Source organism: Brooklawnia sp. (genome assembly GCF_032229645.1).
Classification (GTDB): domain Bacteria; phylum Actinomycetota; class Actinomycetes; order Propionibacteriales; family Propionibacteriaceae; genus Brooklawnia.
The window spans coordinates 1-23,420 of record NZ_JAVTWX010000094.1; the positions used below are offsets into that span (position 1 = coordinate 1).

At 64.9% G+C, this 23,420-nt stretch carries 25 protein-coding genes; 21 read left to right on the forward strand and 4 right to left on the reverse strand.

The genetic code is table 11. The features are described from left to right. Positions 1 to 71 precede the first annotated feature (71 nt). The 15 genes from eutL (at position 72) to AAFP05_RS07000 (ending at position 15,959) form a co-directional block, all read left to right on the forward strand. A complete protein-coding gene (gene eutL / locus AAFP05_RS06930) occupies positions 72 to 728 on the forward strand; it encodes an ethanolamine utilization microcompartment protein EutL (protein WP_341729126.1) in 657 nt (218 codons plus the stop codon). Between the two features lie 32 nt (positions 729 to 760). Further along, a complete protein-coding gene (locus AAFP05_RS06935) occupies positions 761 to 2,290 on the forward strand; it encodes an aldehyde dehydrogenase family protein (RefSeq protein WP_341729127.1) in 1,530 nt (509 codons plus the stop codon). Positions 2,291 to 2,605: 315 nt separating this feature from the next. Further along, positions 2,606 to 2,899: a BMC domain-containing protein gene (locus AAFP05_RS06940; RefSeq protein ID WP_341729165.1), complete on the forward strand. Its 294-nt coding sequence runs from the start codon at positions 2,606 to 2,608 to the stop codon at positions 2,897 to 2,899. 168 nt (positions 2,900 to 3,067) lie between these two features. Next, a complete protein-coding gene (locus tag AAFP05_RS06945) occupies positions 3,068 to 3,700 on the forward strand; it encodes a cupin domain-containing protein (RefSeq protein WP_341729128.1) in 633 nt (210 codons plus the stop codon). Then, the gene (locus AAFP05_RS06950) at positions 3,697 to 4,479 is read left to right on the forward strand and encodes a hypothetical protein (RefSeq protein WP_341729129.1); all 783 of its coding nucleotides are present in this window, start codon (positions 3,697 to 3,699) and stop codon (positions 4,477 to 4,479) included. The genes AAFP05_RS06945 and AAFP05_RS06950 overlap by 4 nt, the downstream gene beginning before the upstream one ends. Further along, on the forward strand, positions 4,479 to 5,318 hold the full coding sequence (eutJ, locus tag AAFP05_RS06955) for an ethanolamine utilization protein EutJ (protein ID WP_341729166.1): 840 nt from the start codon (positions 4,479 to 4,481) through the stop codon (positions 5,316 to 5,318). The genes AAFP05_RS06950 and eutJ overlap by 1 nt, the downstream gene beginning before the upstream one ends. A 1-nt stretch (position 5,319) precedes the next feature. Further along, positions 5,320 to 5,952 carry a hypothetical protein gene (locus tag AAFP05_RS06960; protein ID WP_341729167.1) on the forward strand — a complete coding sequence of 211 codons (633 nt, stop codon included), beginning with the start codon at positions 5,320 to 5,322 and terminating at the stop codon, positions 5,950 to 5,952. A gap of 9 nt (positions 5,953 to 5,961) precedes the next feature. After that, positions 5,962 to 6,228, forward strand: coding sequence for a hypothetical protein (locus AAFP05_RS06965; RefSeq protein WP_341729130.1), 267 nt, complete (start codon positions 5,962 to 5,964; stop codon positions 6,226 to 6,228). A 9-nt stretch (positions 6,229 to 6,237) separates the two neighbouring features. Beyond that, the gene (pta, locus tag AAFP05_RS06970; RefSeq protein ID WP_341729131.1) at positions 6,238 to 8,298 is read left to right on the forward strand and encodes a phosphate acetyltransferase; all 2,061 of its coding nucleotides are present in this window, start codon (positions 6,238 to 6,240) and stop codon (positions 8,296 to 8,298) included. Between the two features lie 13 nt (positions 8,299 to 8,311). Continuing rightward, the gene (locus AAFP05_RS06975) at positions 8,312 to 9,325 is read left to right on the forward strand and encodes a zinc-dependent alcohol dehydrogenase (protein ID WP_341729132.1); all 1,014 of its coding nucleotides are present in this window, start codon (positions 8,312 to 8,314) and stop codon (positions 9,323 to 9,325) included. Between the two features lie 7 nt (positions 9,326 to 9,332). Beyond that, positions 9,333 to 10,763, forward strand: coding sequence for an ethanolamine ammonia-lyase reactivating factor EutA (locus AAFP05_RS06980; protein WP_341729133.1), 1,431 nt, complete (start codon positions 9,333 to 9,335; stop codon positions 10,761 to 10,763). 94 nt (positions 10,764 to 10,857) lie between these two features. After that, a complete protein-coding gene (locus tag AAFP05_RS06985) occupies positions 10,858 to 12,222 on the forward strand; it encodes an ethanolamine ammonia-lyase subunit EutB (protein ID WP_341729134.1) in 1,365 nt (454 codons plus the stop codon). Positions 12,223 to 12,247: 25 nt separating this feature from the next. Then, on the forward strand, positions 12,248 to 13,138 hold the full coding sequence (gene eutC, locus AAFP05_RS06990; protein WP_341729135.1) for an ethanolamine ammonia-lyase subunit EutC: 891 nt from the start codon (positions 12,248 to 12,250) through the stop codon (positions 13,136 to 13,138). 147 nt (positions 13,139 to 13,285) lie between these two features. Continuing rightward, positions 13,286 to 13,459 carry a hypothetical protein gene (locus AAFP05_RS06995; protein ID WP_341729136.1) on the forward strand — a complete coding sequence of 58 codons (174 nt, stop codon included), beginning with the start codon at positions 13,286 to 13,288 and terminating at the stop codon, positions 13,457 to 13,459. 10 nt (positions 13,460 to 13,469) lie between these two features. Next, on the forward strand, positions 13,470 to 15,959 hold the full coding sequence (locus AAFP05_RS07000) for a sodium-translocating pyrophosphatase (RefSeq protein WP_341729137.1): 2,490 nt from the start codon (positions 13,470 to 13,472) through the stop codon (positions 15,957 to 15,959). Positions 15,960 to 16,064: 105 nt separating this feature from the next. On the opposite strand, the gene AAFP05_RS07005 is transcribed toward AAFP05_RS07000, so the two are convergent. Next, positions 16,065 to 16,904, reverse strand: a complete 840-nt coding sequence (locus AAFP05_RS07005) for an aldo/keto reductase (protein ID WP_341729138.1) — start codon at positions 16,902 to 16,904, stop codon at positions 16,065 to 16,067. A 127-nt stretch (positions 16,905 to 17,031) separates the two neighbouring features. On the opposite strand from AAFP05_RS07005, the gene AAFP05_RS07010 reads away from it, so the two are divergent. From AAFP05_RS07010 to AAFP05_RS07025, 4 genes are read left to right on the forward strand one after another with little or no spacing between them, the layout of a single operon-like run. After that, entirely contained in the window at positions 17,032 to 17,214 is a 183-nt protein-coding gene (locus tag AAFP05_RS07010; protein WP_341729139.1) for a hypothetical protein, read from the forward strand. Continuing rightward, complete coding sequence (locus AAFP05_RS07015; RefSeq protein ID WP_341729140.1) at positions 17,214 to 17,672, forward strand: RidA family protein; 459 nt, start codon at positions 17,214 to 17,216, stop codon at positions 17,670 to 17,672. The genes AAFP05_RS07010 and AAFP05_RS07015 overlap by 1 nt, the downstream gene beginning before the upstream one ends. Continuing rightward, entirely contained in the window at positions 17,669 to 18,334 is a 666-nt protein-coding gene (gene nth / locus AAFP05_RS07020) for an endonuclease III (RefSeq protein WP_341729141.1), read from the forward strand. Before AAFP05_RS07015 ends, nth begins: the two co-directional genes overlap by 4 nt. After that, positions 18,331 to 18,972: a CoA pyrophosphatase gene (locus AAFP05_RS07025; protein ID WP_341729142.1), complete on the forward strand. Its 642-nt coding sequence runs from the start codon at positions 18,331 to 18,333 to the stop codon at positions 18,970 to 18,972. The genes nth and AAFP05_RS07025 overlap by 4 nt, the downstream gene beginning before the upstream one ends. A gap of 18 nt (positions 18,973 to 18,990) precedes the next feature. On the opposite strand, the gene AAFP05_RS07030 is transcribed toward AAFP05_RS07025, so the two are convergent. Then, a complete protein-coding gene (locus tag AAFP05_RS07030) occupies positions 18,991 to 19,500 on the reverse strand; it encodes a phage holin family protein (protein WP_341729143.1) in 510 nt (169 codons plus the stop codon). A gap of 221 nt (positions 19,501 to 19,721) precedes the next feature. On the opposite strand from AAFP05_RS07030, the gene AAFP05_RS07035 reads away from it, so the two are divergent. Then, the gene (locus tag AAFP05_RS07035) at positions 19,722 to 20,699 is read left to right on the forward strand and encodes a DMT family transporter (RefSeq protein WP_341729144.1); all 978 of its coding nucleotides are present in this window, start codon (positions 19,722 to 19,724) and stop codon (positions 20,697 to 20,699) included. Positions 20,700 to 20,715: 16 nt separating this feature from the next. Here AAFP05_RS07035 and AAFP05_RS07040 read toward each other — a convergent pair whose 3' ends face one another. Next, positions 20,716 to 21,492, reverse strand: a complete 777-nt coding sequence (locus AAFP05_RS07040) for a methyltransferase (RefSeq protein WP_341729145.1) — start codon at positions 21,490 to 21,492, stop codon at positions 20,716 to 20,718. A 47-nt stretch (positions 21,493 to 21,539) separates the two neighbouring features. Continuing rightward, positions 21,540 to 22,361, reverse strand: a complete 822-nt coding sequence (locus AAFP05_RS07045; RefSeq protein WP_341729146.1) for an HAD family hydrolase — start codon at positions 22,359 to 22,361, stop codon at positions 21,540 to 21,542. A gap of 208 nt (positions 22,362 to 22,569) precedes the next feature. Here AAFP05_RS07045 and ssd point away from each other — a divergent pair. Beyond that, the coding region (gene ssd / locus AAFP05_RS07050; RefSeq protein WP_341729147.1) for a septum site-determining protein Ssd at positions 22,570 to 23,420 on the forward strand (851 nt) is incomplete at its 3' end.

A 23,420-nucleotide genomic window follows, 5' to 3' on the forward strand; every position in this document is an offset into this window, starting at 1 on the left:
ATGATCCAGTACTCGGCTTCCGGCGTGAAACTGCGCGAAGTCGCTGGCACCTAGGAAAGAAAGGTTAAGGAATGGGAATCCTCGATCCTGTCAAGCCGTCGATCCTGGCGGTGCGGATCATATCTAATGTCGACCGCGGCTTTGCCTCAAAGCTCGGCCTGAGCGATAACCAACGGGCATTGGGCCTCATCACCTGCGACATCGATGACGCCCTGTATGTCTCACTCGACGAAGCGACCAAGTTCGCCGAGGTCGACGTGGTCTACGCGAAGAGCTTCTACGCAGGCTCCGGCTACCCGTCGGGCCCGCTGTCGGGCGAGATCATCGGTATGCTCGCCGGTCCCACCCCGGCCGAGGTTCGCTCCGGTGTGGATGCCTGTGTCTCCTACTGCGAGGAAGAAGCCTGGTTCTACTCGGCCGACGAAGCCGGCGAACTCAACTTCTTCCCACATCTGATCAGTAGCACGGGCACCTACCTATCGAAGGAGGCAGGCATCAACCCGGGCGAGTCGCTGGCCTATCTGATCGCCCCGCCGCTCGAAGCGACCTTCGCACTCGATCTGGCCATGAAGGCGGCCGATGTGTCGATGCAGGTCTACTTCGAGCCGCCCAGCGAGACGAACTTCTCCGGTGGTCTGCTCACGGGTTCGCAGAGCGCCTGCCGGGCTGCCTGCGCGGCATTCCAAGACGCAGTGCTCGGCGTCGCGGCTGCCCCGAAGAAGTTCTGATCCGCTAACGACATCTGCCAAGGAGTGATTCGATGAGCCAGACAATGGACGCCGACCTGCGTTCTATTCAGCAGGCGCGTGACCTGGCAGTCGCTGCGCGGGAAGCCATGCGCTCGTTCCAGTTCGCTTCGCAGCAGCAGGTCGACAAGATCTGCGAAGCGATGGTGACTGCGGTGCTGCGGGAGGCCGGACGGCTGGGCCAGATGGCCCATGACGAGACAGGTTTCGGCTACCCGGCCCATAAGAAGCTGAAGAACGAGTTCGCCGCTCAGGGCGTCTGGGATTCAATCAAGGACGTGCCCACCTGCGGCGTGTTGCGCCGCGATGAGGTGAACAAGGTCGTCGAGATCGGCTGGCCGGTGGGTGTGATCATCGCGCTCACCCCTTCTACCAACCCGACCTCGACCGCGATCTTCAAGATCCTGATCGGTGTCAAGGCTCGTAACGCCGTGATCGTTGCTCCGCATCCGTCGGCCAAGGACTGCACCGCCGAGGCGGTTCGGGTGATGGCGGCGGCCGCGGAGGCCGCGGGGTTGCCCAAGGGCATGATCGGCTGCTTGACCGAGCTGACCTTGCAGGGCACCAACGAGCTGATGAACCACTACGCAACCTCGATGATCCTGGCCACTGGCGGACCGGGCATGGTCAAGGCTGCGCATAGCTGCGGCAAGCCGGCGATCGGTGTGGGTCCGGGCAACGTCCCGGTCTATGTCGACCGTACGGCTCATATCGTCCGTGCCGCCCAGATGATCGTCGAGTCGAAGTCGTTCGACTGCTCGACTATCTGTGCCACCGAGCAGTGCGTCATCGCCGACCGGCCGATCGCCGAACGGCTGAAGGCCGAAATGCAGGCCCGCGGCGCGTATTGGATGACCAAGGAGCAGGCCGACAAGCTGGCCGGCATCATGTTCCGTCCCAACGGCATGATGCTCGCCGAATACGTCGGGCGCACGCCTCAGGCATTGGCCAAGGCCGCAGGCTTCGAGGTTCCGGATTCGGTGCGCGTGCTGGTCGCCGATCTCGATGGCGTCGGGCCCAAGTACCCGCTGTCCCGGGAGAAGCTGACCACGGTGCTCGGCTGGATGGTCGAAGACGGCTGGCGAGCCGGTTGTGAGCGGGCGATCCAGTTGCTGCACTTCGGCGGTGATGGCCACTCGGTTTCGATTCACTCGCGCGACGAGGAGGCCATCTTGGCCTTCGGAATTGAGAAGCCCGCATTCCGGGTGCTGGTCAACACTTGGGGTTCGCTGGGCGGCGTTGGATACACCACCGGCGTGCGCCCCTCGTTCACCCTGGCGCCCGGCGGCATCGGCGGCTCGGTGGTCAGCGGAAACGTGACCGTCGAGCATGTGCTCAATGTCAAGCGGGTCGCCTACCACCTGAACTCGGCACCTGAGGTCGCACGGGCTCACGGCGGTGTGCTCGAAGGGGTGGACGCCGAGGCGGGTGAGGACGATGTCGTGACCAGCTCTGCCGCGGCCCCGGTCGGCAACTCGTCCGACGCCGACGCGGCACTGGTCGAGAAGGTTGTCCGCCAGATTCTGACCGAACTCCACAAGTAGGTCACGAGGAGGTAGCCGATGAGCGAGACTCAAGGCAAGCAGGCTGCTCGTCCGCGCAAGGCCGAGACAGGCGGAACCACCGCCGGTTCCCAGCCGAAGCGCCGGCCGGCGGTCGCCACGAAGGCTCCCGCGATCACCGAGGTCAATGCTGCAGTCTTTGATGAGGCGACGGCAGCGGTGCACAAGGCAGCAGCGGCGCAAGAACCAACCACCACAACTGAACAGGCCACAGCAGAACGGGTCGAGGCGTCGGCCGAGACCCCCGAACCCACAACCACCAAAAACACAGCAGCAACCACTAGAAGGAGTACTCCCATGGCTGATGTCAACATGATCGCGCTCGGTATGGTCGAGACCAAGGGCCTCATCGGTTCCATCGAGGCAGCCGATGCGATGGTGAAGGCCGCCAACGTCAAGCTGATCGGCAAAGAGCAGATCGGTGCCGCGTACGTGACCGTGATGGTGCGTGGCGATGTCGGTGCGGTCAAGGCCGCCACAGACGCCGGCGCAGCCGCTGCGGCCCGTGTCGGTGAACTGATCTCGGTGCATGTGATTCCGCGTCCGCATGGTGACGTCGAGCTCATCCTGCCGCATCGCTCGGCCGAGTGAGCCACCGGGTTTCTCGACTAATTCGCGTGGGTTCCGCAGCCTGGGCTGGTGGGCGGCGGAACTACACCCGAGACCAAATCTGAACCCGCCGCCTACCGGCCGTTGAGCGCCGGCGCCGACGAGCGGATTCAGGCCGAATCAACTGCTTACGTTTGAAAGTGATGCACTATGGCCAAGATCGTCATTACTGCTGCTGAGGTGCAGGAGGCCGCGTCCAGCGGCGTCCTCAGCATTCCTGCGGATGCACTCGTCACCCCGCTGGCGAAAGATGTCGCTGCCGAATTGGGCGTGACGATCACCCGGTCGGGTACCTCGGCCCCAGCTGCGGCTTCGGGAGCCGCTGCCCAGGGTTCCGGCGAATTGGCCGATCGTGTTCGCGCGATCGTGACATCGTTGCTGGGTTCGGGTGGGGGCGGCCTGGCTGCTCCCACCGTGGCCCGAAATCCGGTGAAGCTCTCCAGCATGCGCGATGCCCGGCTGGAGAAGTTCGGCTACCCGGGCCCACCCGCCGGCATGGAGGTCAAGACCTGCGACGTGGTGACCGGGGACGACGGTTCGCCGGTGGCAGCCGGTTACATGACCCTCACCAAAGGATCATTCCCGTGGACGCTGACCTACGACGAGGTGCAGATCGTACTCGAAGGCGAGCTGCAGCTGGGTGGCGAGGCAGGCGGCAAGGTCGGATATCCCGGTGACATCTTCTATGTGCCGAAGGGTTCATCGATCACCTTCGGTACGCCGAGCTGGACCAAGTTCGTCTACGTGACCTTCCCTGCCAACTGGGAGGACCAGATCGAATGATCGTCACAGAAGCTGATTTGCGTGACCAACTGCGTCGTCCGTCGATGGGCGCACAGGTCACGGTGCCGACGGGGGCCAGGCTCTCGCCATCAGCGGCTGACTTCGTCAAACAATGGGCGCTGGTGATGGTCGATCCAGGGGCCGCAGCGGCCGCCGACGACCAGGGCAACGCACACGGCGAACACGACCGCGACTGGGACAAGGCGTCCGTCTTCCCGGTCAACTTTGCCGGCGAACTGCCCAGCTGCCTGGTCTGTGGCACGCCACTGAAGAAGAAGCCGTCCGAGCTGACCCAGCTGGATGCCCACCACTACGCCCTCAAGACTCATCCGCGCATCAAGTTGCGCGGAGAGGTCGACTCGCTGCACGCGTTGGTGTTGCTGATTCAGCGGATGGCCCGCCAGGACGGCGATCTAGTGCTGGCTCACGACCTGGGCACCATCACCGCCTACTGCCGCGAACTCACCTCGGCCGAATACAACGGGCGACCGGTTGCCCAGCTGGAGCTGACTGATTGGGGCGCAGATCGCATCCATCTGGCAACCCACGATCCCAAGGGCACCTTGGGTATCGAACACCTGACTATCGACGAGAATGAGCCGGAGCTGCAACACTGGCTCAACATGGCTCGCACGAGGTCGCGTGAGATCGAGATCACCGCGATGGAGGCGTTCGGCACTCCCGCACCAGACTGGGGCGCCACGATCTGCCACGCGTTCAATCGACTCTCGAGCACCTTCTACTTCCTCCAGCTGAGGATGAAGGCGGGACTTGAGTGATGAGTCCTTCCGTCGAGCAGACCATGGGCCGGGCAGCGGCCGCGCTGGCGAAACCCAAGCGCATCGATCCCAGCAGGCCGATCAAGATCGGAGTCGACCTGGGCACCGCGTTCACCGTGATCGTCATCACCGACGCGCACGGCAAACCGCTGGCGGCCGCGAACAAGTTCGCCGACGTGGTGCGCGATGGCATCGTCTGGGATTTTGCAGGCGCGATGGGTGTGGTCCGCGAGCTCAAGGATCATCTTGAACAGGTCACCGGCCGCACACTGAGCGCCGGCGCGGTGACCATCCCGCCCGATGTCTCGATCAGCGACAGCCGGGCGCACCACTACGTGCTGGAGGGCGTCGGCATCGAATGCACCGCAGTGGTGGACGAGCCGACGGCGGCCAATGCCGTGCTCGGCCTGCGTAACGGCGCCGTGGTCGATATCGGCGGCGGGACCACCGGTGTGGCAATACTTCGCGACGGCGAGGTCATCGCCACCTCCGACGAGCCGAGCGGCGGCACCCATATGTCGTTGGTGATCTCGGGTGCCTTCAAGATCCCGTTCGCCGAAGCCGAAGCGCGCAAGGTCAACGTCGGGCTGCAGAAGGAACTGCTGCCGGTCGTGCGTCCCACCATGCAGAAGATCGCCACCATCGTGCGAGACGCGGTGGCCGGTCAGGGCGTCGAGCGCATTCACATGGTCGGAGGCACCAGTGCCTTCACCGGCTTCGCCGAGATCATGGCCGACATCACCGGGATCCCCAGTGAGGTCGCTCCCGAGCCGATGCTCGTTACTCCGCTGGGCGTGGCCGACTGGGCCAGGCCGGTAACAGAATCAGGAAGTGTCTGATATGGCTGCGCAACCAGAGTTTCAGCTACGGGCCTTCTGCCATCTCGACCGCATTCAACCCCAGTTCGCCGCCTTCGTGGGCAAGATCGCCTCGGGTGCCCCGCCGGTTGAGGGCATGAGCAGTCTCTATGTCGAGATGGCCCCCGGCAATTGGGTCTTCCGGGTCGTCGACAAGGTGCTCAAAGCAGTGGACGTGCAACCCGGCGCTCAACTGGTCGAGCGCCAGTTCGGCATGTTCGAGGTGCACTCGATGTCGCAGGCCGAGGTGCTGCGCGCCGGCGAAGTCGTCCTGGACTGCCTGGAACTGCCGTTCGAATCGCGGATCGCGCCGCGGATCGCCTCCGAGCAGGTCATCACCAACGTGCATCCGGCCCAGGCCCAGGTGCTCAATCGCGCCAACATGGGCACCATGATCGAGGGCGGCCAGACGATGCTCGTCATGGAGGTTGAGCCCGCCGCCTACATCACGATCGCGGCCAATGAGGCCGAGAAGGCCGCGCCGGTCTTCCTCAACCATATGAGCACCGTCGGCGTCTACGGCCGGATGTGGCTGTCGGGTACCGAATCCGATATCTACGCCGCCCGCGAGGGTGCCGCCAACGCCATCAACTCCATCGTCGGTCGCAAACTCTAAGGAGTAGCCATGTCCCGCCGTGTCATCACCGCCACGACCGTCAACCAATTGCTGGCTCAACAAGAGACCTGTCTGCAGCTGGAGCCCGGCGACATCATCACCGCGTTGGCCGCCGAGGATGCTCAACGCAAGGGCCTGCGGGTGATCCCGGCCACCGCTACGCAGTCGGAGAGCGTCCGAGGCACCGAGTACGCCGAGGTACGCAAGGCTGTTATCGCCGCACTGGGCCATGCGCCCGAGGGGCTGGACCAGATCATCGCCAAAGTCATGAAGTAGGACCCGACAGTGACTACCGAATTCGGACGGCCCGCAGTCTACCTGTGCCCGACGGAGCACTGTCCTCAGCTGCTGCAGATGGCCGTCGGTTTGCTGGCCCAGATGGCCGACCGCTACGCCAAGGTGGGCGTCTTTCGTCCGATCGTCGCCGAGCCGGTGACCGATCGGGTGCTGGGCGAGGTGCTACGGCATGCGGGCTCACAGGAGAGCGTTCGGCATTGGGGAGCCACCGCGGACGAAGTCTTGCATAACCCGTCGGACGCGATGACGCAGATCATCGCCCGGTACTCCGACTGCGCGGCGCACTATGACGCGGTGCTGGTGCTGGGCAGCGAGTACGACTGCTCGCTGGCGCCGATCGAGTTCTCCTGGAACACCCGCGTCTCGGCCAATATCGACGTGCCGATGGCCTTGGTGGTGCCGTCGCACGGTGGCGCTGCCGACACCATTCAGCGTGCCGCGGTGGCCATGGATGAGGCCACCCGTAACTACGGCCAGGTCTTGGCGGTGATCGCGCCACGTAGCTCCGGGCAGCGACTCGCGGCATCAGAGCTGTCCGAGATCGCGGTACCGGCATTCGTGGTGGACGAGGTGACCGGTGCCTCGAACGGCTTGGCCGGAGCTCTGGAAGCCCTCGGCGCTTCGGTGGTCGCGGGCACCGACGACCTGTCCGGGCTGCACGCGGGCAAGCTGCTCATCGCGGACATGGGCTTGACCAATCTGTTGCCCGAACTCAAGCCGGACGCCATCGTCGTCTTCTCGGCCGATCGCAGCGAGATCGGGCTCGGGTTGCTGATCGGGGGCACGTCCGGGCGATTCAGTCTGCCGGCGGCGGCGATAGCGGCCGGACCGTGGCAGCTGGCAGATGAGGTGCGAATACTGTGGGACAGGCTCGCCCCCAGCGCTCCGCTGCTCCGCTCGACGAACACGATCGAGCAGGTCTATGTGGCGGTCAAGAACTATGAGAAGGTGCCGGCCCGGCTGAACTCCGTCCAACTGGCCGAGGCGAGGCGGTTCTTCAGCGAGCAGGTGGATGCCTCCCTGCTGTTGGATAAGGCCCATCCGATCGGGCGCGAAGACATCGTCACCCCGCTGATGTTCGAGCATCGGCTGCTGGAGAGGGCCCGCCGGGCGGACCGGCACATCGTGCTGCCGGAGGGCACCGAAGAACGGATCCTGCGCGCCGCGCACCGGCTGGCCGAGCAGCGGATCTGCCGGCTGACACTGCTCGGGGATCCCGTGGTGATCACCGCACTGGCCTCCGATTTGGGGCTTAACCTCGACAGCATCGCGCTCATCGATCCGCAGACCAGCGAGTTGCGCGAGACGTTCGCCGCCCGCTACGCCCGACTACGCGCCAAGAAGGGCGTCACCTTGGAGCAGGCCTTTGAGCGGGTCGCCGACGTCAGCTATTTCGGCACCATGATGGTGCTCGAAGGTCTCGCCGACGGGATGGTCTCCGGCTCGGTGAACACCACCGCGCACACCATTCGTCCGGCTCTGGAGGTCATCAAGACCAAGCCGGGCGTGTCCGTGGTTTCGTCCGTCTTCCTGATGTGCCTGGCCGACCGGGTGCTGGTCTTCGGCGACTGCGCAGTCAACCCGAACCCGACCCCCGAGCAAGTCGCCGACATCGCGATCAGCTCGGCCGCCACGGCCCAGCAATTCGGCATCGAACCCAAGGTTGCGATGCTCTCGTATTCGACCGGCAGTTCGGGCAGCGGGCCTGACGTCGAGCAGACAGTCGAGGCCACCCGGCTGGTCAAGCAGCGCGCGCCCGAGCTCAAGGTGGACGGCCCGTTGCAGTACGACGCGGCAGTGGACGCAGCGGTCGCCCGCACAAAGCTGCCGGATTCACCGGTGGCGGGCCAGGCGACCGTGCTGATCTTCCCGGATCTGCAGACCGGCAACAACACCTACAAGGCGGTGCAGCGTAGCGCCGGCGCGCTGGCAATCGGCCCGGTGCTGCAGGGCCTGAACAAGCCGGTCAACGATCTTTCGCGCGGTGCGCTGGTCTCCGACATCGTGAACACCGTAGCCATCACCGCTATCCAAGCAGGAATGGAATGACATGGAGAGTCTGATGCGCGCCGCAGTCGTCAATCAATTCCGTCAGCCACTCGAGCTGCGACGAGTACCTGTGCCGACGCCGGGGCCGGGCCAGGTGCTGGTGCGTGTACATGCCTGCGGCGTCTGCCACACCGATCTGCATGCGGTGCACGGAGACTGGCCCGACAAGCCATCGTTGCCGCGCATCCCGGGGCATGAGGCGGTCGGTGAGATCGTCCAGCTCGGTGAGGGCGTCGACTATCTCAGCGTGGGCGACCGGGTCGGCGTGCCCTGGCTGCATTGGGCCTGTGGCACCTGCGAACAGTGCCTGTCGGGTTGGGAGACGCTCTGTTCCCAGCAGCTGCGCTCCGGCTACGACGTCGACGGCGGCTTCGCCGAATATCTGGTCGCCTACGGACGCTTCGCGACCAGGCTTCCCGATGGGCTGGACTACGTCGCGGCAGCGCCGCTGATCTGTGCCGGCCTGACTGTTTACAAGGGTTTGATGATGGCGGACGCTGATCCGGGCGATTGGGTGGTGGTCTCGGGAATCGGCGGCCTGGGCCATCTGGCGGTGCAGTACGGCAAGGCGATGGGTTTCCAGGTGGTCGCAGTCGACATCGACGATGCGAAGCTGAACCTGGCGGCGAAGCTGGGCGCGACTATGACGCTCAACGCCCGCGCCACCGACCCGGTCGGCTATCTGCAGCGCCAGATCGGCGGCGCGCACGGTGCCCTGGTGACTGCGGTCTCGCCGTCGGCGTTCGGGCAAGCGGTCGGAATGATGCGTCCCGGCGGCACGGTGGTGCTCAACGGGCTGCCTCCGGGCGACTTCCCGCTGTCGATCTACGACATGGTGATGCGGGCAATCACGCTGCGTGGCTCGATCGTCGGCACACGGTTCGATCTGGGCCGTGCGCTGCATCTGGCCGCTCAGGAGAAGATCACCGCGACAGTGCACACCGCGAGGCTGGAAGACATCAACGACGTGTTGGACCACATGCAGACCTCGTCCCTGCCGGGTCGTACCGTGCTCGAACTGGGCTGACCGAATCATGACCGAGACCATCATCAGCGTCGGGATCGACGTCGGTACCTCCACCACCGAGGTGGTGTTCAGCCGGCTGACGATCGAGAACGTCGCCGGTGCGTTCGTTGTGCCGCGAATCTCGATCGTCGACAAGACGGTCAGCTACCGCAGTCAGATCTATACGACCCCGCTCATCAATCCGGAACTGATCGATGTGGACGCGCTGCGCGCGATCGTGGAGGGCGAATACCTGGCAGCAGGCATCACACCCGCCGAGGTACACACCGGAGCAGCGATCATCACCGGCGAGACCGCCAGGGCGGACAACGCCGAGCAGGTGTTGAAGGCGCTCAGTGAACTCGCGGGCGACTTCGTGGTGGCTACTGCCGGTCCGCAACTCGAATCCGTGCTGGCCGCCCGTGGCGTCGGCATCGACTCGTGGTCGAAGGAGAATCCGCAAGTCATCGCCAACCTCGACATCGGTGGCGGGACGACCAATATCGCGGCGTATCGTTTTGGCCAGCTCCTCGGCGCGTCCTGCCTGGACATCGGCGGCAGGCTGGTCAGAGTGGCCGACGGCACGATCAGCTATGTCTCGCAGCAGATCCGGCGGCTCGCGGAAACCTCCGGCATCCCGCTGGCGGTCGGCGACAGCGCCGATCTCGGACGCCTGCAGACACTGGCGAGGGTGATGGCCAGGCATCTGGCGATGGGTGTCGGGTTGGCGCAACCCGATGAGATCCACGCGAGCATGTACACCAATGCCGGGCATCGGCTCGCATCCGAGATCATTCCGAAGGTGATCAGCTTCTCCGGGGGCGTCGCCGATCTGGTCGATGCGGATCGCGGCCTGGATCCGTTTCGTTACGGCGACATCGGGCCGTTGCTGGGCGCGGCGATCGCCGACGACAGCGCATTCGGCCTGGTCAAACGCTATCGCGGGGCCGAGACGATCGGCGCGACCGTGGTGGGTGCCGGTGTACACACCACCGAGATCAGCGGGTCGACCATCGAATACGCGCGTGAACTGCTGCCGATCCGCAATGTCCCGATCCTGCGGGTCACCGACGATGAGGCCGCCGAACCGGCCCGACTGGCCGCGGCGATCAAGGGCCAGTTGGCGCTGCTCAATCCGGACGATCCCAGCCTTAGCGTGGCGATCTCCTTCGCGGGTAGTCACATCAATTCGTTCGCCTCGGTCCAGGAGACCGCGCAGGCGATCATGGACGGCGCCGCGGAGGTCCTGAACGGGCCGAACCCGCTGGTGGTCGTCCTGGAGAACGACCGGGCCAAGGTGCTCGGCCAGTCACTCGCGGTGCGACGTGGGCGTCGCGATGACGTGGTGTGCATCGACAGCGTGCACACCGGTTTGGGGGATTACATCGACATCGGTGCACCGGTGGGAGCCGGGCAGGCGGTGCCGGTGGTGGTGAAGACTCTGGTCTTCAACGACTGACGGCTGCGCGGGTGGCGTGCCAGCGGCAGGTCCGCGTCCGGTGTCGGGCGCAATGATCCGGCGTCCAAGGGTGGGCGCGGGAGGGGAGGGAGCAATGAGATTAGCGACCAGCCTGAACGGGCACAGCTACCGGTTCACTGGCGTCACCGATGTCTTGGCCAAGGCCAGCGAGCCGAAGTCGGGGGACCGGCTGACCGGGATCGCTGCCGAGACGGCCACCGAGCGGCTGGCTGCCAAGGTCGTCTTGTCGGAACTGACGGTCGGTGATCTGACCGAGAACCCGACGGTGCCCTATGAGGACGACGAGGTCACCCGGGTGAACTGGGAGGGACTCAATCAGCCCGGGTATCAGTCGATGAAGACGATGCCGATCGGTGAGCTGCGCGAGTGGGTGCTGGACCACAAGACGACTCCCGACGTGCTGAAACGCTGCGGGAGGAATTTCGTCGGAGAGGTCGCTTCCGCGGTCGCCAAGATCATGACCTCGATGGACCTGGTCTACGGCGCGTCGAAGATCCGCTACGTCACGCACTGCAACACCGAGATCGGCCAGGCCGGCACGATCTCGTACCGCGCTCAGACCAACTCGACCACAGATGATCCGGAGACCATCGTGCTCGGCCTGGCCGAGGCGGTCTCCTTCGGTTGCGGCGATGCCTGTCTGGGCATCAACCCGGTCGGCGACGATGCGGCGAACACGAAGCGGATCGCCGATGCCGTCTGGAACTTCATGGCACGCAACGAGATCCCGACCCAGGTTGTCGTCCTCTCGCACATCACCACCCAGATGGAGGCCGTGCGCAGGGGAGCGCCGCTATCGATGATCTTCCAGTCGATCGCCGGTACTCAGGGCGCCAACGACGACTTCGGGGTGTCCAAGGAGCTGCTCGAAGAGGCCTACGAGCTGGTCAAGCAACACGGTCAATGTCAGGGCGCGAATCTGCTCTACTTCGAGACCGGGCAGGGCTCGGAGGTCTCTATCGGACGCGACCGGGGAGTCGATGAGCAGACTTTGGAGGCGCGCACCTACGGCTTCGGACGCTTCTTCCGGCCGTTCATGGTCAACAACGTCTCGGGATTCATCGGTCCTGAGACCATCTACGACGGCAAGGAGATGATTCGAGCGAACCTTGAGGATCACTTCATGGGCAAGTTCCTCGGCCTGCCGATGGGCATGGCGCCCTGCTGGACGAATCACACCTCGATCACCATGGACGATCAACAGCAGGCCACCATGCTGCTCGCCTTGGCGGGAGCGAACTACTACATGGGCATCCCGCTGGCCGACGACGTGATGCTCGCCTATCAGGACACCAGCTTCCACGACGACGCGACGTTGCGTGAACTGCTGGGACGCACGGCTGCGCCGGAGTTCCATCGCTGGATGGTATCGCGCGGGCTGTGTGACGAGAGCGGTGTGCTGACCGAGCGGGCCGGCGACGGCTCGATCTTCTTCTGAGACCCGGAAACCAGAGGTGAACAAGATGAACGATCAGGATATGGAACTCATCGTCCGGCGGGTTCTCAGCGAACTGGGGATGGACGCGACGAAGGCTGCCGGCGCTGCGGATATCAGCACGGAAAGGCCGTCCGCGGTGGCCACCATCGACGAGAAGGAGATCCCCGATATCCGCCAGGTTGACTACCGGATGACCTACGACGTGAAGGATCCGGTCAACCCGGACCAGTTCGCTCAGGTCAAGGCCCGCACGTGGGCCCGGATCGGGCTGGGACGCAGTGGTCCCCGGTACACCACCAGCGCGCTGCTGCGCTTCTGGGCCGACAACGCCTCCGCCCAGGATGCCGTCTTCACCGACGTGGATCCGGCGATACTTGAGGAGTTGGGGCTGTTCAGCGTGCAGACCAAGTGCACATCCAAGGACGAATACCTGACCCGTCCCGATCTGGGCGCCCAGTTCGACGACCAGACCCTGGCCGAGATCAAGAAGCGTTGCGCGGCGAACCCGCAGGTGCAGATCGTCGTTTCTGACGGATTGTCGTCCACGGCGGTCGAGGCGAACGCCCGCGATCTGCTGCCCGCCCTGCAGCAGGGGCTCACATTGCACGGGCTGAGCGTGGGCACACCGTTCTTCGTGAAGTACGGACGGGTCCGTTCGATGGAGCCGATCTCCGAGGCACTGGGGGCAACGGTCACCTGTGTCTTGCTGGGGGAGCGGCCGGGATTGGCGACACCAGAATCGCTGTCGGCCTATCTGGCCTACCGCGCGCGGGTCGGCATGCCGGAGTCGGAACGCAACTGCATCTCGAACATCCACCGTGAGGGCACCGGTCCGGTCGAGGCCGGCGCACACATCGCCGACCTGATCGCCCAGATGATCCGCCAGCAGGCCTCCGGCATCAACCTGAAGCTCTGAGCTGTCGCCTGCGGCCGGTCCACCCGACCGCAGGGCGGTGGTCTTGAGGTGCCCGATCGTCGGATAGGTGCCCCCCGTTTCGCGTCGTCGTCGTGCGCGTATGCTTTCGACCCAAAGCGAAAATTCGGGATGCGTCGAAGGTCCCGGATGGCTGATTTGATCATGCTCAGAGAGGACCATGATGACCGATACCCGGTGGGGTACCCCAGCGACATCCAGATCGTCCAGGAAGATACCTCGCACCGCGAGGCGGGCCAGCTGGATATTGGGCCTGGCGTCGATCGGGTTGTTGGCCGGCTGCTCAGCGGGCGGCGGAGCTGAGCAGGGTGGCATGCACGGGGGCGAGGCCAGCCTGGTGCTGCCGGACTTCTCGTCCGTATCGTTCTTCGGTTTGCAGGGCAATCATCTGCTGATGCTCGGCCTGCTCGTTTGCGCGGCCGGTTTGGTGTTCGGACTGGTCACCTACAACAGGCTGCGCGATCTGCCGGTTCACGAGTCGATGCGCGAGATCAGCGAACTCATCTATCAAACCTGCAAGACCTATCTGATCCAGCAGGGCAAGTTCCTGCTGATGCTGTGGCTGTTCATCGGCGCAGTCATCCTGCTGTATTACAAGGCGCTGGTCGGATTCTCGTGGGGACGCGTGGCGGTGATCCTGGCATTCAGCCTGATCGGAATGGCGGGCAGCTTCGGGGTGGCGTGGTACGGCATTCGCGTCAACACCTTCGCGAATTCGCGGACGAGTTTTGCCGCGTTGCGCGGCAAGCCCTACCCGGCGCATGCGATACCGATGCAGTCGGGCATGAGCGTCGGCATGGTGCTGATCAGTGTCGAACTGATGATGATGCTCGTCATCATGCTCTTCCTGCCGGCGGGCATAGCCGGTTCATGCTTCATCGGATTCGCGATCGGCGAGTCGCTGGGTGCCTCGGCGTTGCGTATTGCCGGCGGCATCTTCACCAAGATCGCCGATATCGGCTCCGACCTGATGAAGATCGTCTTCCATATCAAAGAGGACGACGCCCGTAACCCCGGTGTGATCGCCGACTGCACCGGCGACAACGCCGGCGATTCGGTCGGCCCCTCGGCGGACGGCTTCGAGACCTACGGTGTGACCGGTGTCGCGCTCATCACGTTCATTCTGCTCGCCGTCGACGACGTGGCGATCCAGGTGCACCTGCTGGTCTGGATCTTCACCATCCGAATCGTGATGGTGTTGGCGGCGTTCATCTCCTACGCGATCAACTCGGCCCTTACCAAGGCGCGCTACGCCGATGCCGACCGGATGGACTTCGAGGCGCCGCTGAGCCAACTCGTCTGGCTCACCAGCATCGTGTGCATTGCGCTGACCTACCTCACCAGCTACGCGATGATCTCGAATCTGGACGACGGCATGTGGTGGAAACTCGCCACGATCATCTCGTTCGGCACGCTGGCCGGTGCACTGATCCCGGAGCTGGTGAAGGCATTCACTTCGGTGAAGAGTCGTCACGTGACCGAGGTCGTGGTGAGTGCTCAGCAGGGCGGTGCCTCTCTCGGCATCCTGTCCGGTCTGGTTGCAGGCAACTTCTCGGCGTTCTGGCTGGGGACTGCGATCCTCGGACTGATGACCGGGGCCTTCTTCGTCAGCACGTTGGGTCTGGGTGCCATGATGCTCGCGCCGGCAGTCTTCTCCTTCGGGCTGGTCGCGTTCGGGTTCTTGGGCATGGGGCCCGTGACGATCGCGGTGGATTCCTACGGACCGGTGACCGACAATGCGCAAAGCGTCTACGAGCTGTCGACCATCGAAGAGATCGACGGCATCGAGGACGAGATCAAGCGCGACTTCGGCTTCGACGTGCAATGGGACAATGCGAAGCGCTACCTCGAGGAGAATGACGGGGCAGGCAATACTTTCAAGGCGACCGCGAAGCCGGTGCTGATCGGCACCGCAGTGGTTGGTGCGACCACCATGATCTTCTCGATCATCATGAGTCTCACCCAGGGCCTGCAATACGACGTCGACAAGCTCTCGCTGATCCACGCGCCCTTCCTGCTCGGCTTGATCGCCGGCGGCGCGATCATCTACTGGTTCTCCGGAGCATCCACGCAGGCGGTCACCACCGGCGCCTACCGGGCGGTCGAATTCATCAGCGCGAACATCAAACTCGACGGGGTGACCAAGGCGTCCGCAGACGATTCGAAGAAGGTCGTGGAGATCTGCACGCGTTACGCGCAGCGCGGCATGCTGAACATCTTCCTCGGGATCTTCTTCGCCACGCTCGCGTTCGCGTTCATGGAGCCGTTCTTGTTCATCGGCTACCTGATCTCGCTTGCATTGTTCGGGCTCTACCAGGCGATCTTCATGGCGAATGCCGGCGGGGCCTGGGACAACGCGAAGAAGCTCGTCGAGGTCGATCTGGACGCCAAGGGCACCGCGTTGCACGATGCGTCCATCGTCGGAGACACCGTCGGCGATCCGTTCAAGGACACCTCGTCGGTGTCGCTGAATCCGATCATCAAGTTCAGCACGCTGTTCGGATTGCTTGCCGTCGAGCTGGCGGTGTCGATCTCGTCGGGCGGCAACGCCATCCTCGCGCATGTGCTTGCCGTGGTCTTCTTCGTGGTGGCGGTCTACTTCATCTGGCGCTCGTTCTACGGCATGCGGATCGGGCTGGATCTGCGCGATGTGCGCCGGGAGCTGTCCGACGATCCCGAAACCGATGAGCTGTCCGGGCCCGCTGCGGCGGCCGCCGTGGTCGGTGGCATGGAACGAGTCGAAGAAGGACTGGAACTGGAAACCATCCCGCAGCGATCCGGGTTGGAGCACTCCCACTCGTAGAGCTCCCGCGTCAGCACGCCAACGTTCCCGCGTGCGAAATCTGAAGCCGCGTTCGAGGTCCGAGCGCGGCTTCAGATTTCACACGCGGCTGTGGTCGCTGGTGTCCTACCACTCCTCGTGGATATTGGCGTCCCAGGCCTTGGCTTCGCCGAGATCCACGGTCGCCAGATCGGTCATCTCCTGGTCGCTCAGCTCGAAGCCGAAGAGATCGGCGTTGCGCAGCCAGCGCTCCCGGGTCTTGGATGCGGGGATGACGACGGCACCCTGCTGAACCGCCCAGCGCAGCACGATCTGCGAGACGTCCACACCGTGCCGTTCGGCGATCGTGCGCACGATATTCTGCTCCATCGCGTGCTCGGCCTGGCCGAGCGGACGCCAGCCCTCGGCGACGATGCCGCGCTCGGTCAGGAAGCCACGCAACTCGGTGCGGGCAAGCGCGGGGGAGAGCTGAATCTGGTCAACCACAGGCCAAACACCGGTGGCGCCGTAGAGCTCCTCAAGCTGGTGGGCCAAGAAGTTCGACACCCCGACGTGCCTGACCAGGCCTTCGGACTGAAGGTCCAGCATCTCCTGCCAGGTCTCGACAGCCAGGCCGCGCGAGGGATTGGGCCAGTGAATCAGCAGCAGATCGGCATAGTCGGTGCCGAGCTTGCGGAGCGACTCCTCGAACCCGCGTCGGGCCAGTCCGCGCCCCTGATCGACACCGGCGACCTTTGTGGTGACGAAGATCTCTTCGCGAGGCACCGCAGAACGACGAATGCCCTCGCCAACGGCGACCTCGTTGGCATACTGTGCCGCGGTGTCGATCAGCCGGTAGCCATCGTTGATGCAGGCGGCCAGGCCATCGGCCAGTTCGTTTCCTTTGGCGAAGAGCGAGCCGGTGCCGACCAGCGGGATGAATCCGCCGTCGAGCAGCGGAGCTGTGGGAATACTGAGCTGTTCCATGTCTTCCACTCTGTCACGCGGGGCCAGGAAACAGCGATGACACGGCGACCGGCCGACAGCGACTGGGATGGCCGGCAGCGACGTGGATCGTCTCCCAATGGCTCGCGACGCGTTCTAATCTGGTGGTATGAGTGATGCATCGCAGCCAATCAAGTGGGAGTACTTCGTCGCCCCCGTGCTGAGCCATGTCGCCCAGCAGATTCTCAACAACTTCGGCGCGGACGGCTGGGAGCTCGTCCAGCTCGCCCCCGGACCCAACCCCGATTCGCTGGTTGGCTACTTCAAACGTCCGATCGTCCAGGCGGCATGATGAGCGCCAGCGATCGGCTCGCCGAGCTTGGCGTCGACCTGCCGGCCGCTCCCGTCCCGCTGGGCGCCTACGCGCCGGCGAAACGGGTCGGCACGCAGGTCTTCACCAGCGGCCAGCTCCCGATCGACGCCAACGGCGAGATACTCACCGGACGCCTCGGTGATGACGTTGAGGTGAACGCCGGCAAGCGTGCCGCCCGGCTCGCCATCTTGCGTGCGCTCTCCGCGGTGGTCTCGGTGACCGGCGATATCGACGCCATCCGAGAGGTCGTCCGGGTCTGCGTCTTCGTGAACTCCCGCCCGGATTTCACTGATCAGGCGCTGGTCGCCAACGGTGCGTCCGAATTGCTCATCGAGCTTTTCGGCGAGGAAGGACGCCACGTGCGTAGTGCGGTCGGTGTCGCCGCGCTGCCTGCCAACGCGGCCGTCGAGGTCGAATTGGTCGTCGAGGCTGCGTGAACCACACCGCTGAGGATGTCTTCGAGTCGCTGCGCGCGGTCTACCCGGACGCGCGTTGCGAACTCGACTTCTCAGGCCCCTTCCAACTGCTGGTGGCCACCGTGCTGTCGGCGCAGTCGACCGATCTGGGAGTGAACAAGGTCACCCCGGCGCTCTTCACCCGCTGGCCAGGCCCGGAGGCGCTGGCCGAAGCCGACCGCGGCGAACTCGAGGAGGTCATCCGCCCGACCGGTTTCTTCCGCAACAAGGCGGCGTCGCTACAGGGACTGAGCCGCCAGATCGTCGACGAGTACGACGGCCAGGTACCGGTCGAGATTGCCGATCTGGTCAAACTGCCAGGAGTAGGACGCAAGACGGCCAACGTGGTGCGCGGCCATGCCTTCGGGCTGCCCGCCATCACTACCGATACCCATGTCATGCGGGTTTCCAGACGCCTCGGCTGGACGGCATCGGCCAAACCGGAGGTCGTCGAGACCGATCTGCAGCGGCTTTTCGATTCAGCTGACTGGACGACGCTCAGCGATACTCTCATCTTCCATGGACGCCGCTGCTGTCATGCCAAGAAACCCGCCTGCGGGGCCTGCGTGGTGGCCGGGCAGTGTCCCAGCTTCGGCGTCGGCCCCACCGATCCTGATGTCGCAAGATCCCTGGTGAAATCATGAACGGTCCCTTCGGTCAGCTGACCGCCACGCTGTCGGATCCGCGGCTGTCGGGCCGGCTGACGCCCGAACGCCGTCCGCATGGACCGGCAGGTGCGGCCGTGCTGATGCTGCTCTCGGAGAACGACGACCCCGATCTGCTGTTCACCGAGCGAGCCGGCGGGCTGCGCAAACACGCCGGCCAGATCTCCTTCCCGGGTGGCTCCTACGAGCCGGGCGATGCGGATGCGCCGGCGACCGCGCTACGCGAGACCTGGGAAGAGGTGGGGCTGGAGCCCGACAAGGTGACGCTGCTCGGACGCCTGCCGGTCACGCGGCTGCCGGTCAGCCGCTTCGACGTTGCGCCGGTGGTCGGCTCGTGGAGCGGACGCGATCAGATGATCGTCGCCAGTCCGGACGAGGTAGCCGCCATTCACCGCTGGCGCATATCCGAACTCACGGATCCGGCGAATCGGGTGATGTCGCGCCATCCGGGCGGCCACACAGGCCCTGCCTGGTGGTTCGACGACCTCTTCCTCTGGGGCTTCACGGCCTATCTGACCGATGCGTTGCTGAAGCTCGGCGGCTGGTCGCGTCCGTGGGATCACGACCGCGTCGTCGACGTTCCCGAGCGTTTCATGCGGGACCGTCAGCTGCCTTGATGCTGCGGCTGTGGGGGGTCAGGCCCAGCCGTCGGTGACCGAGGTGACCGTCTTGGCCGCTGCGGTGATCGCCACGGCATCTCCGGGAGCGGTGCGGTTCTTCGCGTCCTGAGTGCCGGAAGTGATCGCGTCGGTGATGGCACCAATGCTGGCCTTGGCTTCGGCGATGGTGGCTTCGGGTGCCTTGACCTTGCTGACCTGGGACTTGCCGAAGAGAGCCAGTGCCGCGACGACCAGCAAACAAAGCACGCTCATCGTGAGGAAGCCGAACATCAGCGCCGTCAGCGGATTGCGATGCAAGATCTCGTGGAAGAACATCGACAACGCAAAACCGCAGGTCAGCATCAGCAAGAAGAGCGCGGTGAGGCCCACGACAGCGGCAGCTGCGAAAGAGCCGGCCCCGATCCCGCCGTGCTTGGCCGCAGGCTTGAGTTCTGCCTTGGCCAGATCACCGATCTGGCTGACCATGGTCGGCACGGTGGTCTTGAGCACCTGAATGTAATCGGCGGCGGTCGGGCGATCGGCCATTGTCGCTCCTTTCGGATCTGCTGGCCGTCCTGCTCCGGACTTATACGGCCAGCACCAGCCTAGTGCTGCTACCCGTCGGCGTCGCGGCGACCCCGCAAAACTCCTGCTCAGGTTGACGGTTCATCGTCCGGATTCGGGCCGCAACGCGACGCACAACCAACTTGACGAATTGGGACCATACCGAATTGGTGGATCTGTGCGTACCCCATAGCATGATGGCCATGCGACCCCAGAGCCACGGCTTCGGCATGGGCCTTTCGATCGCCCTGCTGTCCGGCTTCTGCTTCGGCATGTCGGGGACGTTGGCGACCGGCCTGCTGGCCGTCGGCTGGTCTCCGCTGGGGATCGTCATTCCCCGGGTGTCCATTGGTGCGTTGGCGATGCTGGTGCCTGCCATCTTGGCGCTGCGCGGCCGCTGGCGGCTGCTGCGCAAGAACTGGCTGCTGATCGTCTGCTACGGAGTTTTCGGGATCACCACTCCGCAGCTGGGGCAGTTCAGTGCCGTGCAGTACATGCAGGTGGCGCAGGCGCTGCTGATCCAGTTCTTGGCGCCGCTGGTGATCGTCGGCTGGTTGTGGCTGCGCCACGGCGAGCGACCCGGTGTGCGCACGGTGCTGGGATCGTTGCTGGCGGTGGGCGGCCTGATGTTCGTCCTGCAGGTGAACAGCGGCGGTCTGTCTCTCGAGCTGCGTGGCTTGCTGTGGGCCGTGATCGCGTTGGCGGGGAATACCGCGTATTTCGTCTTTTCCGCCGAGAACAAGAGCGGGCTGCCCCCGATCGTGCTCGCTGCCGGCGGCATGCTGGTGGCAGCGGTGCTGCTCGGGCTGTTCGCGCTGCTCGGTGTGCTGCCGGTGCACACCGAGTTTGCGACCGTCGTCTACGCAGGCGCCGATGTGCCGTGGTGGCTGCCCTTGGTGGTGCTCGGGGTGGTCTGCTCCGCGTTGTCGTATCTCACCGGGATTCTCGGTGCCCGGCTGCTCGGACCGCGGCTGGCGTCGTTCGTCGGGCTGTCCGAGGTCCTCTTCGCGATCGTCATGGCGGCGCTGCTGGTCGGCCAGATTCTCACCGGTAGCCAACTCTTCGGCGGCGTCCTGGTGCTGGCAGGTGTCGTGCTGGTCAAGCTGGGTGAACAGCCCTCACCCTTGGAGCGGCTGGAATCTCGCCCGACCTATCCGCGCGCAATCTCTAAGTCATCCTGATCGCGATCGTCCGGGGTCAGATCGGGATGATCAGCGCCCCGTCGCCGAAGGCGATCGGTTGGGTCAGCTCCTCATGATCGACATGAGCTCGCCAGCACTGCATCTGGTAGGGCAGCCGCAACTCCGACATGCGGGCGGCGCTGTCGAGGATCTGGTTGAGCTCACCGATCAGCCGGCGCCGAGTGGCCTCGTCCAGCCCGCTGACCGCCTGCTGGCCGGACACCATCTCGATGAGTCCACGGCGGGTCACCGGTGCCCAGAGCCGGAACTCCCGGCGCTCGATCCGCGGGAAATACTTGCTGCTCAGCAGGTCTTCGTGACCGTCGATACCGGCGCCCGACATGGCGTGTGGGTCGATGGTGCGCATCAGCGCGATCAGTCTGCGCACCCACGGCACGGTGTCATCGCGGACGATCTGCCAACCCGCCACCCATCCTCCCGGCTGCAGCACACGGCTGATCTGGCCGTGCGCCTGGTGAGCGTTGATGCGTGGACGCCCGGGCTGAGTGCGCCAGGGGCCGCCGAGCAACGCCACATGCGCGACGCACGGTTGCAACGGCAATTCGTCTGCCCGCGCGACAACGGAGAACAGAGCTTCGCTCGGAGGCCGGCCGGCCAGCGTTTGCCGGCAATGCTGCACGTCAGGCTCGACTGCCAGTACGCCATGGCCCCGGTTGGAGAGGTTCTGCACCATACCCCGCGGGCAGCCGAGGGCGACGACCCGCACCGGCTCGCCGCCGACCAGCCACGTCAAGGCCGATTCGGGCAACGGCGGGCGGGCGACAGCTGGCATGGCCACCACTTTAGGACCGATCCAGTCATCTTCGAAGAAGGCGCAGGTCAGCCGCGGGAACGCGATGGCGCCCAGCCGTCGAGGACGCGTTCGATGACCAGTGCCACACCGTCCTCGGTGCTGGGGCGCGCGATCTCGTCCGCAGCGGCCAGTGCGTCATCGGTGCCCGTGGCGACAGCCACGCCATGCCCGGCCCAGCGGATCATCTCGACATCATTCGCCGAATCGCCGAAGGCCAGCACCTCGTGCGGAGCGATCCCGTATTCGGCGGCCAGCAGCTCCAAGGTGCTGGCCTTACTCACCCCGGACGCCGAGATCTCGATGAACGGCACCCCTGAGGTCGTCGGCAGGATGCCCACGTGGGCAACCTGCTCGCAGTATTCGTAGAGGGCCTCCAACTCAAGTTCGCCATGCCGGGCCACCATCTTGACCGCCGGTTGTGCGCTCAGTCGCTGCAACGACACCTCCTCGAGGTCCTCGGGATTGCGGCCGTGGTTACCTGGATCCATCACCTCGAGGTAGCCCGGGCCCGGCAGGAGGTCGTAGCCGCTGTGCACCAGGGCGGCGAATCGAGTGCCCGGTGCCACCTCGGTGAGAGCGCCGATCAGCGCCTCGCAGACGTTGGCAGAGATCGGGCGTTCGGCGAGCACCGTGTCATCCTCGGCGTTGTAGACAACAGCTCCGTTGGAACACACCGCCAGCGGGCGTAGCTCATCGGGAAGCACCTTCGGCATGTCGACGACCGATCGTCCGGTGGCAGGCACGACGAGAATCCCGGCCTGCTGGGCGGCCCTGATGGCCTGGCGGGTGCGCGGGGATACAGACTTGTCCGGCAGCAGCAGGGTGCCGTCGAGGTCGCTCGCGATCATCCGGATGGTCACTGCGCCCTCACGCTGCCCTTCTGCCGCTCGGGATTGACCGGCACAGACCAGTCTGCGTTCCGCAGCGTGGTTTTAACAAACCTGCGGCCTGGCGGGTCTACCCGGTGACTCGGGCCCGCGTCTTGGGATGGTCGAGTTATCCACAGAAATGAATTGATCTGACCGATCCGGGCACCGACTTACCAATACTTTGGGTATGTCGGCACCCCTGATCGTGTCCCGTGACCCTGCCGTGATCGAAGCCATCATGGCCGCGGCCGCCGCTGTCCAAGTCGAGCCCGACGTGGCTCGCGATACCGATACGCTGCGCCGTGGCTGGCTGAGCGCCTCTGTCGTGCTGATCGGCGCCGATCAGGCTCCCACGGTGGCGGGACTCGGTTTGCCGCCGCGCCGAAAAGTCCACCTGTGCGGTCCGGACGCGAAAGTACTGATGTCGTGGTCGGTCCCGCTGGAGGCCCCAGTCATGGTGCTGCCCGAGCAAACGGGCTTCGTCAGCTCGCTGTTGGCCGGCATCGACGAACTGCCGGACGAGCCTCCGGTCGTGTTAAGAGTGATCGGCGGGAGCGGCGGGGTGGGCGCCACGACCGTGGCAGCAGGCCTCGCCCAGCGCGCGGCCAAACAAGATCTGCGTGTCGCGGCGGCCGAGTTGGACGCGACCGGCGGCGGGCTGGACCTGGTCTTCGGCGCAGAGCGGGCCCCCGGCTGGCGTTGGCCCGATCTGAGGTCGGCCGCCGGGCACATCGGAGATCTGCGCGGCCGGCTACCAAATGTGAGCGGGGTCGACCTCGTATCGACGGGTCGTCCGCGGGTGTCGGACTCGCGTCGCACCGACTCGGGTCTGCCGTCGTTCGATGCCATCAATGCAGTCGTGGCGTCGCTGTTGCGTAGCCACGATCTGGTGATCCTCGATGCCGGATCGCATCCGGACGTGACAGTGACCTCGCGCGCGGAGAGCCTGCTGGTGGTCGCCGCCGAAGTGAAGGCCGTCATGACCGCCAGGTCGAAGGTGGCGACCTGGGGACTGAGCGACGCGCAGGTGATCGTGCG

Excerpts from the sequence above, each read along its gene's own strand:
- AAFP05_RS07030 (WP_341729143.1), bottom strand. The coding sequence starts at position 19,500 with ATGGCCGATCGCCCGACCGCCGCCGATTACATTCAGGTGCTCAAGACC.
- AAFP05_RS07005 (WP_341729138.1), bottom strand. The coding sequence starts at position 16,904 with ATGGAACAGCTCAGTATTCCCACAGCTCCGCTGCTCGACGGCGGATTC.
- eutC (WP_341729135.1), top strand. The coding sequence starts at position 12,248 with ATGAACGATCAGGATATGGAACTCATCGTCCGGCGGGTTCTCAGCGAA.
- AAFP05_RS06975 (WP_341729132.1), top strand. The coding sequence starts at position 8,312 with ATGCGCGCCGCAGTCGTCAATCAATTCCGTCAGCCACTCGAGCTGCGA.
- AAFP05_RS06985 (WP_341729134.1), top strand. The coding sequence starts at position 10,858 with ATGAGATTAGCGACCAGCCTGAACGGGCACAGCTACCGGTTCACTGGC.
- AAFP05_RS07015 (WP_341729140.1), top strand. The coding sequence starts at position 17,214 with ATGAGCGCCAGCGATCGGCTCGCCGAGCTTGGCGTCGACCTGCCGGCC.
- AAFP05_RS07035 (WP_341729144.1), top strand. The coding sequence starts at position 19,722 with ATGCGACCCCAGAGCCACGGCTTCGGCATGGGCCTTTCGATCGCCCTG.
- AAFP05_RS07010 (WP_341729139.1), top strand. The coding sequence starts at position 17,032 with ATGAGTGATGCATCGCAGCCAATCAAGTGGGAGTACTTCGTCGCCCCC.
- AAFP05_RS06940 (WP_341729165.1), top strand. The coding sequence starts at position 2,606 with ATGGCTGATGTCAACATGATCGCGCTCGGTATGGTCGAGACCAAGGGC.
- AAFP05_RS07025 (WP_341729142.1), top strand. The coding sequence starts at position 18,331 with ATGAACGGTCCCTTCGGTCAGCTGACCGCCACGCTGTCGGATCCGCGG.
- AAFP05_RS07045 (WP_341729146.1), bottom strand. The coding sequence starts at position 22,361 with ATGATCGCGAGCGACCTCGACGGCACCCTGCTGCTGCCGGACAAGTCT.
- AAFP05_RS07040 (WP_341729145.1), bottom strand. The coding sequence starts at position 21,492 with ATGCCAGCTGTCGCCCGCCCGCCGTTGCCCGAATCGGCCTTGACGTGG.
- AAFP05_RS06950 (WP_341729129.1), top strand. The coding sequence starts at position 3,697 with ATGATCGTCACAGAAGCTGATTTGCGTGACCAACTGCGTCGTCCGTCG.
- AAFP05_RS06935 (WP_341729127.1), top strand. The coding sequence starts at position 761 with ATGAGCCAGACAATGGACGCCGACCTGCGTTCTATTCAGCAGGCGCGT.
- AAFP05_RS06995 (WP_341729136.1), top strand. The coding sequence starts at position 13,286 with ATGGCTGATTTGATCATGCTCAGAGAGGACCATGATGACCGATACCCG.
- AAFP05_RS06965 (WP_341729130.1), top strand. The coding sequence starts at position 5,962 with ATGTCCCGCCGTGTCATCACCGCCACGACCGTCAACCAATTGCTGGCT.
- AAFP05_RS07000 (WP_341729137.1), top strand. The coding sequence starts at position 13,470 with ATGCACGGGGGCGAGGCCAGCCTGGTGCTGCCGGACTTCTCGTCCGTA.
- AAFP05_RS06945 (WP_341729128.1), top strand. The coding sequence starts at position 3,068 with ATGGCCAAGATCGTCATTACTGCTGCTGAGGTGCAGGAGGCCGCGTCC.
- AAFP05_RS06960 (WP_341729167.1), top strand. The coding sequence starts at position 5,320 with ATGGCTGCGCAACCAGAGTTTCAGCTACGGGCCTTCTGCCATCTCGAC.
- eutJ (WP_341729166.1), top strand. The coding sequence starts at position 4,479 with ATGAGTCCTTCCGTCGAGCAGACCATGGGCCGGGCAGCGGCCGCGCTG.
- eutL (WP_341729126.1), top strand. The coding sequence starts at position 72 with ATGGGAATCCTCGATCCTGTCAAGCCGTCGATCCTGGCGGTGCGGATC.
- AAFP05_RS06980 (WP_341729133.1), top strand. The coding sequence starts at position 9,333 with ATGACCGAGACCATCATCAGCGTCGGGATCGACGTCGGTACCTCCACC.